Below are 11717 nucleotides of genomic sequence, written 5' to 3' on the forward strand. Positions count from 1 at the left end.
TCCACACCCCAAAGCGCGGTGCGCGTGTTTTTGATCGCGACGTGACGGCTACTTGCGAAGCGCGTTCAGGAGCGGCAGCGAAGGTTCTCCATCCGCCTGCATGCCGATGCGACCCTGGACGGCTGCGATCGCGGCCTTGGAGCCGCTGCCGAAATTGCCGTCGACTTCGCCGTCATAATAGCCGAGCGCCTTCAGGCGGGTCTGCAGCTCGAACTTCTCCTTGACGTCGAGCGTGCCATCTGGGCGCGGCCAGCGCTGCTTCATGCCGCCATAGCCGGCGATCTCGTCGGCGAGCAGGCCGACGGCGATCGCGTAGCTGTCAGAAGCGTTGTACTTCTTGATGGTGTAGAAGTTGCTGGTCATCAGGAAGCCCGGGCCGTCATTGCCGGCCGGCATCTTCAGCACCGCCTTGCCGGAGCCGTCCTTGAAGCCCATGCCGCTCGGGCGCTTCAGGCCAAGGGCTGCCCACTGCGACAGCGTCATGGTCTTGCCGACGTGCTTCAGCGCGCTCGATGGAACCTGAACTTCGTAGCCCCAGGTCTTGCCGAAATCCCAGCCATTCTTCTTCAGGAGATTGGCAGAGGTGGCGAGCGCGTCGGGAACCGAGTTCCAGATGTCGCGGTGGCCGTTGCCATCGGCATCGACGGCGTAGAGCAGGTAGCTGGTGGGGATGAATTGCGTGTGGCCCATGGCGCCTGCCCAGGAGCCGGTCATGCCGTCGGGCGAGATGTCACCGTTCTGCAGGATCTTCAATGCGGCGATCAGCTGCTTCTGCGCGAACTTGGTGCGCTTGGCGTCGGCATAGGCGAGCGTCGCCAGCGCACGCGGCACGTAATGCAGCCTGTCGTCCTTCTCGAGCACCGCGCCGTAGTTCGATTCCATCGACCAAATCGCCAAGAGAATCGTCTTGTCGACACCGAAGTTCCGCTCGATCCAATTCAACGTAGAGGCGTGTTTGGCCATCATCTTGCGGCCGATCTGGACGGTATAAGGATTTACGCGAGAATCCACGTAATCCCAGATTTTCGTCGTAAATTCAGGCTGATAAGTAGCCTTTTCCAGCACCGTAGGGTCAGGGTCGCTGACGCCTGAGAAAGCTTTACGATAAGTTGCCTTGCTGATGCCATTTTGAGCGGCAGTTTGATAGAAGTCCGCGATCCACTTCTGGAACCGCTGGTCGGCCATGGCGTTAACAGGCGCCAGACTGGCGGATGCGGTCATGATGAATGCGAATGCAAGACCACGAAGGGAGATTTTGTGATTTTGAGTCATCGGCGGTCATCCGTCCTTTCGTTTCAGGCACAGCAGAGCGCAAAAATTCCGCTCAGGCCTGAGACTACCCGAACGGAGTCAACAAATTCTTTACCATGACGCACGAACACAGTCACTATTTGCAAAACCGTAGCAAATCTCATCTAATCCGATCAAAATCGCGTTATATTTCAAGCGTTAGAATCATCCCAGGAGGCCTGTGTGGCAGAGCATAAAAAAGTTCGCAAAGCTGTATTCCCGGTCGCCGGTCTCGGCACGCGCTTCCTTCCGGCCACGAAGGCCGTTCCGAAGGAAATGCTGACTGTCGTCGACAAGCCGATCATTCAGTATGTGGTGGACGAAGCGCTGGAAGCCGGGATCGAGCATTTCGTTTTCGTGACGGGCCGTAACAAGCACATCATCGAAGACTATTTCGACATCCATTTCGAGCTTGAGCAGACGCTGCGCGAGCGCAGCAAGAACGCCGAAATCACGCTGCTCGCAGGCCAGCTTCCCAAGGCTGGTACCGTGAGCTTCACGCGCCAGCAGGAGCCGCTCGGCCTCGGTCACGCCGTATGGTGCGCCCGCGAAATCATCGGCGACGAGCCTTTCGCGCTGCTGCTTCCCGACATGATCATGAAAAGCGAAGCCAAGGGCTGCATGAAGGGCATGATCGACCTTTATGCCCAGAGCGGCGGCAACATCATCGCCGTGGAAGAGTGCGCGCCCGACCAGGCCCACAAATACGGCATCGTTGGCGTCGGCGACGCGATCGGTGACGGCTTCCGCATCACCGGCATGGTCGAAAAGCCCGCCAAGGGCACAGCTCCGTCGAACTTCTTCATCAACGGTCGCTACATCCTGCAGCCCGAGGTGTTCAAGATCCTGGAAACCCAGGAACGCGGCGCCGGCAACGAGATCCAGCTCACCGACGGCATCGCGGCCCTGATGCGCGACGAGCGCGTGCTGGCCTACCGCTACGCCGGCCAGCGCTATGATTGCGGCTCCAAGCTGGGTTATCTGCAGGCCACCGCCGCCATCGGCCTCAAGCACCCGGAAACGGCCGAGGGCTTTCGTGCTTCGCTGGCCGGCCTGCTGGAAGGAAGGGGACTGGCATGACGGTGCGCGAGATCCTCAGGATGGGCGACCCGCGCCTGCTGCGGGTCGCGCAGCCGGTCACCGAATTCGATACGCCCGGGCTGCACGCGCTGGTCGCCGACATGTTCGACACCATGCATGCCGCCAACGGCGCCGGTCTGGCCGCGCCGCAGATCGGCGTCGACCTGCAGCTGGTGATCTTCGGCTTTGGCAGCAACCAGCGTTATCCCGACGCGCCGCCGGTGCCCGAGACGGTCCTGATCAATCCCGTGCTCACGCCGCTGTCCGACGAGATGGAAGAGGGCGTCGAAGGCTGCCTGTCGGTGCCCGGCCTGCGCGGCAGCGTGCCGCGCCATACGCGCCTGCATTACGAGGGCTTCGACCAGTTCGGCAAGCGCATCGTGGTTGATGCCGAAGGCTTCCACGCGCGCGTGGTGCAGCACGAAGTGGATCACCTGCTGGGCATCCTGTACCCGATGCGGATCCGCGACTTTTCACGCTTCGGCTTCACCGAAGTCATGTTTCCCCACCTTGATCCCGGAGCCGACGATTGAGCCGCGTTTTGTATTCCCTGGCGCTGCTGGGCGCCGCCTGTCTTGCCGCGCCTGCGGCAAGCGCTGCCGACTTCTTCACGAAGATCGACCCGTCGCCGACGAGCGAGCTGTGGATCGACACCGGCTTCTACACCGCGCACTTTGACGGCGACAAGGACCTGAACGACAACAACAAGGGCCTGGCTCTCGAGTACCGCTTCAAGGGCACGATGACGGCCACCGCCGGCCGCTTCTACAACAGCGACCGCGCCTGGTCGAACTACGCGGGCGTGATCTGGCAGCCGTATGCGGTCGGCCCGGTGCGCGTGGGGCTGGCGCTGGCCGCCTTCGACGGCTATCCCAAGACGCGCGACGGCGGCTGGTTCCCGGGCGCGATCCCGACCCTGACCTATGAATACAAACGGGTCGGCGTGAACGTCGGGATCATCCCCAACTACAAGGACCGGCTGTATGGCGGCATCTCGTTCCAGCTGAAGTTCAAGCTGTTCGACAAATAAAAAAAGGGCCGGGCGATGCGGCCCCTTTGCCATGAAACGATCAGCTTTCCTTCGGATACGGACTCGGTCCGCCATCCGCGATGAACTGGTCGATGCGCTGCTGCAGCACCGGCAGCGGCACCGAACCCACCTGCAGCACGGTGTCGTGGAAGTGGCGGATGTCGAACTTCGACCCGAGCGCCTTCTCGGCGCGGGCGCGCGCTTCCTGGATCGCCATCTGGCCCAGGTAGTACGACAGCGCCTGGCCCGGCCACGAGATGTAGCGGTCGACTTCGGTCTCGACCTCGTGCTTCGACAGCGCGGTGTTCTGCAGCAGGTAATTCTGCGCCTGCTCGCGGGTCCAGCCCTTGGCGTGGATGCCGGTGTCGACCACCAGGCGCGAGGCGCGCCAGGCCTGGTAGCTCAGCATGCCGAACACTTCGTACGGGGTTTCGTAGATGTCCATCTCGGTGCCCAGGCGCTCGGTGTACAGCGCCCAGCCCTCGCCATAGGCCGAGATATAGGCGCGGCGGAACGGCGGCACGCCTTTCTGCTCCTGCGCCAGCGGAATCTGGAAGGCATGGCCCGGCGCCGACTCGTGCAGGGTCAGGGCCGGCAGGCTGTAGAGCGGGCGGGCCGGCAGGTTGTACGTGTTCACCCAATAGGTGCCGGGGCCGCCGCGGCCCGCGGTCCAGAACGGCGCCTGGTCGTCCGGCACCGGCACGATCGCGAAGCGGCGGCGCGGCAGGTGGCCGAAGAACTGGTCGGCCTTGGCGTCGAACTTCTTGGCCGTCCAGGCCGCGCTCTTGAGCAGCTCTTGCGGCGTCTTGGCATAGAACTGCGGATCGGTGCGCAGGAAGTGCAGGAAGGCCTGCAAGTCGCCCTTGAACCCGACCTGCTTCATGATGTCGTGCATCTCGGCGCGGATTTTCGCCATCTCGGCCAGGCCGATCGCGTGGATCTGGTCGGCCGTCATGTCGGTCGTGGTGAACTCCACGATCTTCGACTGGTAGTATTCCTTCCCGCCCGGCATGTCCTGGGCCGCCAGCGTGGTGCGCGCCTTCGGCACGTACTCGTCGCGGAAGTAGGCCAGGGCCTTGGCGTAGGCGGGTTGAATCTTGCCCTGGATGAGGGCCACCGCCTGCGCGCGCAGCGCTTCCTGCTCGGCGGCCGGCATCGCGGCCGGCATCTGCTTGAACGGATTGTAGAACACGACGTCCTGCGGCGTCTTCGCCCCGGTCACCGAGCTCAAGGTGCCGTCGCGGCCGGCCAGCGTGACCTTCGGCGGGGTGAAGCCGCGCGCCAGGCCGGCGCGCATATTGTCCAGCTCCTGGTCGAAATAGGCGGGCAGGCCGTCGAGCATCGCCAGGTACCTGCGATACTCGTCGGCGGTCTTGAGCGGACGCCGCGCGGCATAGGCGACGTCGGACCAGAAGGCGGTGTCGGCGTTGACCGGCTGCTCGTATTCGCGGAAGCGCTGGGCGTCGTGCAGGGCGGCGATCTGGGCGCGGTAGACGGCGAAGTTGATGCGCTCGGCGGGCGAGAGCTCGGCGGGCCGGATCGCATCGAGTTCCTTCAGGATGCCGGCCCAGTAGACGCGGCGCGCTTCCTGGGCCGCGGCGTCGACCCGCGCATAACCGGGGTTCGCGTCTGGCGCATTGTCGTCGCGCGCCAGGCGCTTGGCGATGCGCCACTTCCACTCCTTGGTGTAGATGTCCTTGAAACGCGCGTCGGCCGCGGCGGCGGTCGGGTTCGCGTTCACCGCGGCGGCAGGTGCGCTCGTCGCAGCCACGGCTGCCGGCGCGAATGCCAGACCCATCATGACGGCGGCCGTCGAGACGGCGGCGCCCAGCTTGCTTATTTTCATTGATCCCCTGATTGATAAAGAGCATTATTGCTCGGCGATACACATCTTAGCGGGGAAACATGCACATGCCTACCGCATGTTTTGTTTCGTAAATACTTGTACGGGCGCATTGTGCGCCGCAACTTTAATCGTCGGATCGTCGGGGAATGGCAGTAAAGCCAAGATATAATGTTCGTCAATCTATCGCCGGGCAAACGTACGACGATTTCGCGCGAGCGTGTGCATGGACCTTTCATGAAGACAACGGCTGCAATTGCTATTCAACCTAGACATGATGACGAGTAAGGGCGGCCCCGGACGTTCTGAAGAGCACATCCAGCTCATCCAATCCTGGCGGCGCCTGGCCGACCAGTTGGGCCCGCTCATCGGTGACAGCGGCTTTTGCGCGCTGTATGGACGGGCATGCCGTCTGGTCGGTCCCGAATTCAAATGGCTGGCCGAGACGCCGCCATGCAAGACCCGCGACTCCCAAATCACCACGCTGGACGAGCTGCTCGCCGGCGTGGCACCCGACCACGCAAAGGCCGCGCACGCGGCGCTGCTCCAGACGTTTACCGAGTTGCTGGCGTCCCTCATCGGCCAGGCGCTCGCACGGCGCCTGCTCGATGCCGCCGCGCGGGACGGGGAAGAGAAGAATGCACAGGAGCACAAGTAATGAGCGATAAAGTATCCCTTGGAAAGCTGAGCACGGGCGTGCAAGGGCTCGATGTTCTCCTGGGGGGAGGGCTGAGCGAGTTTTCCTTCAACCTGATCGCCGGACCGCCGGGGTCGGGCAAGACCACGCTCGCCCACCAGATCATGTTTTCGCTGGCCAGCAACGAGCGCCGCGCCCTGTTCTTCACGGTGCTGGGCGAACCGCCTCTCAAGATGCTGCGTTACCAGCAGCAGTACAGCTTCTTCGACATGGACATGGTCGGCACCTGCGTGCGCTATGTCAACCTGGCCGAAGACTTGCGCGCGGGCGATTTCAGCGGCGTGCTGGCGCGCCTGATGAAGGAGGTCGAGGATTTCTCGCCGAGCCTGGTGTTCGTCGATTCCTTCCGCTCGGTGGCGCAGACGGCGCGCGCCGGCAACGAGGGCGTGGCCGACCTGCAGCACTTCATCCAGGACCTCGGCACCCGCATGACGAGCTGGCAGGCCACCACCTTCCTGATCGGCGAATACCTGCACGGCGACGCCGAGGCCAGCCCGATCATGACGGTCGCCGACGGCATGATCTCGCTGACTCCGGTGCACGAGGATAACTCGGTGGTGCGCAAGATGCGCGTGGTGAAGATGCGCGGCCAGGCCCACCTGGGCGGCTCGCATACCTTCCGCATCACCGACGACGGCATCCGCGTGTATCCGCGCATCCTGCCGCCGCTGGCGGCCGACCACCACCAGGGCGCCAGGGTCGACCGTGATGCGGCGCGCATCCCCACCGGCACGCCCGATCTCGACGCCATGCTGCATGGCGGCCTGCCGCAAGGCCACTCGCTGCTGGTGTCGGGCCCGAGCGGCTGCGGCAAGACCATCCTCGGCACCCGCTTCCTGCAAGAGGGCGCGCGGCTGGGCGAGAAGGGCGTGGCGGTCTCGTTCGAGAAGGGCGCCTCGCGCCTGCGCAACGCCGAGCTGGCGGCGCTGGTCGCCAACGGCGACGTGCAGATGGTCGAGAGCCGCAAGATCGATCTCACGGTCGACGAGCTGCTCGACGAGATGAACGAGGCGATCGACCGCACCGGCGCGCGCCGGGTGGTGGTCGATTCGTTGTCCGAACTGGCGCTGTACCTGGCGCCCGAAGGGCGCAACCAGCTGCGCTCGACCGTGTTCCAGATGCTGTCCTCGCTGGCCAAGCGCGGCGTGAGCGTGCTGGTGACGATGGGCGTGGACGACGACTTCACCCAGCTCAAGTTCAGCCAGGCCGACATCGCCTACCTGACCGATGCGATCGTTATCATGCGCTTCGGCGAGAGCGGCGGCCGGATCCGCCGCTTCGTCTCGGTAATCAAGGTGCGCGGCAGCGCCCACAGCACCGACCTGCGCGAATTCCACATCGGCGACGACGGGATCCATATCGAGCCGGTTGCAACCGAATACGAAGGCGTGCTGCACGGCTTGCCCATCGCGCGCGGGACACCCTGAATGAATCTCATGGCGGCGACACCAGGCAACGACGACGGCACCCTGGCGCTCCGCCTGGCGGCGCTGGAACTCGAGGCAGAGCAGCTGCGCGGCGATCTCGCGGCCAGCCTCGCGCTGACCGCGAGCCTGCGCGAAGCGAACGAGCACCTGGTGCTGGCCGCGGTCGACGCCCAGACCTCGCGCGACGACGCCGAGGAAACCAACCGCCGCCAGAACGAATTCCTCGCCATGCTGGCGCACGAGCTGCGCAATCCCCTGGTGCCGATCAGCGTCTCGGCCAGCCTGCTCGAACGTTCGCCGGTCAATACCGCGACATTGGCCCGCCTGACCGGCGTGATCCAGCGCCAGGTGGGCCATATGGCGCACCTGCTGGACGACCTGCTCGACGCCGCCCGCCTGAGCAGCGGCAAGATCACGCTGGCGGTCGAGCCGCTGCGGCTGGCCGAATTGATCGAGCACGCGGCGGAAACCGTCATGCCGCGCGTGCGCGAGCGCAGCCAGGAGCTGGCGATCGCGCAGGTGGCGGATACCCTGGTGGTCGAAGGGGACCGGGTGCGCCTGACCCAGGTGTTCACCAACCTGCTCAACAATGCCTCGAAATACACCCAGGACAGTGGCCGGATCGCGGTCGCGGCCCGGGTCGGCGCCGACGGCTTTGTTACGGTCACGATCGACGACAACGGCTCCGGCATGTCCAGTGAGACCATCGGCCGCGCCTTCGACCTGTTCACCCAGGGGCCGCGCACGCTGGCGCGTTCGGAGGGCGGGCTTGGGGTCGGGCTGAACGTGGTGCGCAATCTGGTCACCATGCACGGCGGCAGCGTCGGCGCCGCCAGCCCGGGGCTGGGGCAGGGCAGCACCTTCACGGTGTCGCTGCCGCTGTCGAATGCCGCGGCGCCCGGCGGCGTCGCCGACGGCGCCGCACCGGTTGCCGGCATCAGGCGCCGGATCCTGATCGTGGAAGACAATGTCGACGCGTCGGACGTGCTGCGCATGCTGCTCGAAGTCGAAGGCCACCAGGTGGAAATCGCCGGCGACGGCCATGCCGGCCTGGCGCTGGCGCTGGAAGGCCGCTTCGACGCGATCGTGTGCGACATCGGACTGCCGGGCCTGGACGGCCTGGAACTGATGGCGCGCCTGCGCGCCGCGGACGCGGGCACGGGCACCGGCGGAAATCGGCCGCTGACCATCGCCCTGTCGGGCTATGGCCAGCCGCAAGACCGCGAACGCGCGCTGGCGGCCGGCTTCGACCGCTACCTGGTCAAGCCGGTGGCGCCCGGCGTGCTGATCGAGGCGCTGGCGGGCGTGGCAACTTAGGCGCCGCGGTCAATTCAGGCGAACAGGCGCCGCAGGCGCGCCACCGCTTCCTCGATCCGCTCGTACTTCGTCGCATACGAAAAGCGCACATGGCGCTGCGGCGCCGCCACCCCGAAATCGTCGCCCGGCACGATCGCCACGTGGGCGTCCTGCAGCACCGCCATGCTGAACGCCGCGCTGTCGCCGTTCAGCGGATGCGCCACGCGGTCGAGGTCGGCGTATACGTAGAACGCGCCGTCCGGCATCACCGGCACTCCGAAGCCGAGTTCGCGCAGCGCCGGCACCAGGTAGTCGCGGCGGCGCTGGAATTCGCGCCGGCGCTCCTCGAAGATCGCCAGCGCCTCGGGCTGGAAGCAGGCCAGGGCCGCGTGCTGGGCCACGGTCGGGGCGCAGATGAACAGGTTCTGGGCCAGCTTCTCGAAGGTCGGCACCAGCCTGTCGGGCACCACCAGCCAGCCCAGGCGCCAGCCGGTCATGTTGAAATACTTGGAGAAGCTATTCACCGTGATGACGTCGGGGTCGAGCGCCAGCGCGCTCACCGGCTGCTGGTCGTAGGACAGGCCTTGATAGATTTCGTCGACGATGGCGAAGCCGCCGCGCGCGCGCACCGCCGCCAGCATGGCGCGCAGCTGCTCCGGGGTCATGGAGGTGCCGGTCGGGTTCGACGGCGAGGCCACCAGCACGCCGCGGGTGCGGTCGGTCCAGCGCTCGGCCACGTGGTGGGCGCCGAGCTGGTAGCGGTCCTCGTGGGAAGAGGGCACCAGCACCGGCCGGCCCCCGAAGCTGGCCACGAAATGACGGTTGCACGGATAGGACGGGTCGGGCATCAGGACTTCGTCGCCTTCGGACACCAGCGCGGCGCACGCCAGCAGCAGGCCGGCCGAGGCGCCGGCGGTGATCACGATGCGGCGCGGGTCGATGTCCAGGCCCTGGGTCGCGGCGTAGTGGCCCGAGATCGCCGCGCGCAGCTCGCGCAGGCCGAGCGACTCGGTGTACTGGGTGACGCCGCCGCGGATCGCTTCCATCGCGGCGCTGGCGACGATGTCGGGCGCGGTGAAATCGGGTTCGCCGACGCTCATGCTGATGACGTCGTGGCCGGCGCGTTTCAGTTCGCCGGCGGCCTTGACCATCTCCATGACGCGGAATGGTTCGATCGCGTGCACGCGCTGGGCGACCTGGAGCTGGCGGTTGGGGGTAATGAGAGACATGCTGGATGGCAGGGAGTGAAAATCCCTGCCATCTTACTGGAAGCCGCGCTTATGCGTGGGCGTGGTGCGCAGCGGTCAGGCGCCGCATCAAGGGGAGGGCGGCCAGTGCGATGAAAGTGCAGGCGATCGCCGCCAGCCCCAGCTTGTTGAACAGGCTCGTATAGATCGGCAGCGTCTGCAGTGGGTCGGTCATGCCTTCCGGCACGCTGGCCATGGTGGCCACCAGGCCGCCCAGGTATTGCGAGATGCCGACCGCGACGAAGTATGCCCCCATCATGAAACCGCCCATGCGCGCCGGCACGTAGCGCGCGATCATCGCCAGCCCGAGGCCGCTCACCAGCAGCTCGCCCAGCGAATACAGGCCGTAGCCGGCGATCATGATCCACGACGAGGTCAGGCCATTCACGGCGAAGGCGCCGGCGAAGCCATAGGTGAAGAAGCCGGCGGCCACCACCGCGAAGCCGAGCGCGAACTTGGCGGCGATCGACAGGTCCAGGCGGCTGCCGCTGGACCGGGTATAGATCCAGGCCAGCACCGGGGAGAGGACCATGATCCAGATCGCGTTAAGCGCCTGGAACTGGGCCGGCGACCAGGTGAACAGGTGGCTGCCGAACAGGCTGAAATCGAGGTCGACGTTGCGCAGGGCGAACAGCGACAGCGAGGTCGACATCTGCTGGTAGAAGATGAAGAAGAACACCGTCTGCAGGGTCAATACCAGCGCCGCCACCAGGCCGGCGCGTTCGCTGGCCTGGCTGGTGCGGATCAGGTGGATGAAGATGCCCAGCACCACCAGGCCGGCGACGTAGACGAACAGGCGCGCCAGCCACTGGTATTCGAGGATGAAGGTCGAGGCGATGACGGTGAGTACGCCGCCGGCCAGTACCAGGGCCAGCTTGCCCCAGTCGAGCGGCAGCGCGTCCGGCGGCGAGCCGATATGGTGCACGGTGCGGCGCAGCACGCCCACCGTGAGGAGGCCCACCCACAGGCCGACGCTGCACACGGCGAACGCCATGTGCCAGCCCAGGTCACCGCCCGAGGTGGCGTTGAAATGGTCCTTGATCGCCGGCGTGGCCAGCATCGAGACGGTCGAGCCGACGTTGACCGCCATGTAGTAGATGGTGAAGGCGCTGTCGATCTTGGCGTCGTCGCCTTCGTAGATCTTGCGCACCAGGTTGGCGGTGTTGGGCTTGAACAGGCCGTTGCCGACCACGATCACGCCCAGCGCCACGAAGGTGAGCCAGGTGCCGCTGACCGGAATCCCCATCAGGGCATAGCCCAGCGACAGGATGATGGCGCCGATGATCATGCAGCGGCGGGTGCCGAGCACCTTGTCGCCGATCCAGCCGCCGATGGCCGGGGCCACGTAGATCAGGGCCGCGGCGGCGCCCCACACGAGGGTGGCGCGGGTATCGTCGAAGCCCAGGCGCTGCACCATGAAGTAGACGATCAGCGCCTGCATGCCGTAGTAGCCGAAGCGTTCCCACAACTCGATCAGGGCGATGGTAAGGAAGGAGCGGGTCTGGCTGACGGGCGGGTCGGCTGGAAGCCTGGCGCCGAAGTTCGGCTCGTGCTGCGGCTGATGCATATGATTCCTTTGACAACGGCGCCGGGCGAGGCCGGCGCAAATCCGATGATTCTATGCCATCCGCATGGAATCCGCAGCCTTGACAGCGGGTGGTGACATTGCGCTAACATGGTCCGGATTTGAGACAACGAGGTTCGCATGAGGCGATTGAGCATCACCACCGGCGCTGTTTTCTGCGCCGCCATGGCGGTGGCGGCATCCGGTCCGTCCCGGGCCGGCGAGGGGGAGATCGGAAGAGCG

Annotated in this window: 10 protein-coding genes; 6 read left to right on the forward strand and 4 right to left on the reverse strand. The window is 65.5% G+C overall.

Annotation, left to right across the window (positions count from 1 at the left end; translation table 11 throughout):
- Positions 1-48: 48 nt before the first annotated feature.
- Positions 49-1272 (reverse strand): lytic murein transglycosylase, encoded by a 1224-nt coding sequence (locus tag B3605_RS12705; RefSeq protein WP_112945247.1) that lies wholly within the window; start codon positions 1270-1272, stop codon positions 49-51.
- A 201-nt stretch (positions 1273-1473) separates the two neighbouring features.
- On the opposite strand from B3605_RS12705, the gene galU reads away from it, so the two are divergent.
- From galU to B3605_RS12720, 3 genes are read left to right on the forward strand one after another with little or no spacing between them, the layout of a single operon-like run.
- The gene (gene galU / locus B3605_RS12710) at positions 1474-2370 is read left to right on the forward strand and encodes a UTP--glucose-1-phosphate uridylyltransferase GalU (protein ID WP_349677257.1); all 897 of its coding nucleotides are present in this window, start codon (positions 1474-1476) and stop codon (positions 2368-2370) included.
- Positions 2367-2903 (forward strand): peptide deformylase, encoded by a 537-nt coding sequence (gene def / locus B3605_RS12715; RefSeq protein WP_296434314.1) that lies wholly within the window; start codon positions 2367-2369, stop codon positions 2901-2903. Before galU ends, def begins: the two co-directional genes overlap by 4 nt.
- Positions 2900-3400 (forward strand): hypothetical protein, encoded by a 501-nt coding sequence (locus tag B3605_RS12720; RefSeq protein WP_296434316.1) that lies wholly within the window; start codon positions 2900-2902, stop codon positions 3398-3400. Before def ends, B3605_RS12720 begins: the two co-directional genes overlap by 4 nt.
- Positions 3401-3440: 40 nt before the next feature.
- On the opposite strand, the gene B3605_RS12725 is transcribed toward B3605_RS12720, so the two are convergent.
- Complete coding sequence (locus B3605_RS12725; protein ID WP_296434318.1) at positions 3441-5246, reverse strand: DUF885 domain-containing protein; 1806 nt, start codon at positions 5244-5246, stop codon at positions 3441-3443.
- 271 nt (positions 5247-5517) lie between these two features.
- Between B3605_RS12725 and B3605_RS12730 the strand changes: the two genes are divergently transcribed.
- From B3605_RS12730 to B3605_RS12740, 3 genes are read left to right on the forward strand one after another with little or no spacing between them, the layout of a single operon-like run.
- Positions 5518-5901: a hypothetical protein gene (locus B3605_RS12730; RefSeq protein WP_296434319.1), complete on the forward strand. Its 384-nt coding sequence runs from the start codon at positions 5518-5520 to the stop codon at positions 5899-5901.
- Entirely contained in the window at positions 5901-7367 is a 1467-nt protein-coding gene (locus B3605_RS12735) for an ATPase domain-containing protein (protein WP_296434321.1), read from the forward strand. The genes B3605_RS12730 and B3605_RS12735 overlap by 1 nt, the downstream gene beginning before the upstream one ends.
- Positions 7368-8684, forward strand: coding sequence for a hybrid sensor histidine kinase/response regulator (locus tag B3605_RS12740; RefSeq protein WP_296434323.1), 1317 nt, complete (start codon positions 7368-7370; stop codon positions 8682-8684).
- A gap of 14 nt (positions 8685-8698) precedes the next feature.
- Here the strand turns inward: B3605_RS12740 and B3605_RS12745 are convergent, their stop codons facing one another.
- Both B3605_RS12745 and B3605_RS12750 read right to left on the reverse strand, forming a co-directional pair.
- Positions 8699-9892 carry a pyridoxal phosphate-dependent aminotransferase gene (locus B3605_RS12745; protein ID WP_296434325.1) on the reverse strand — a complete coding sequence of 398 codons (1194 nt, stop codon included), beginning with the start codon at positions 9890-9892 and terminating at the stop codon, positions 8699-8701.
- A gap of 49 nt (positions 9893-9941) precedes the next feature.
- Positions 9942-11477 carry a peptide MFS transporter gene (locus B3605_RS12750; protein ID WP_296434327.1) on the reverse strand — a complete coding sequence of 512 codons (1536 nt, stop codon included), beginning with the start codon at positions 11475-11477 and terminating at the stop codon, positions 9942-9944.
- Positions 11478-11717 lie beyond the last annotated feature (240 nt).

The sequence above is a fragment of the Rhizobium sp. UBA1881 genome (assembly GCF_002338015.1).
In the GTDB taxonomy this organism is placed as follows: Bacteria; Pseudomonadota; Alphaproteobacteria; order Rhizobiales; family Rhizobiaceae; genus Rhizobium.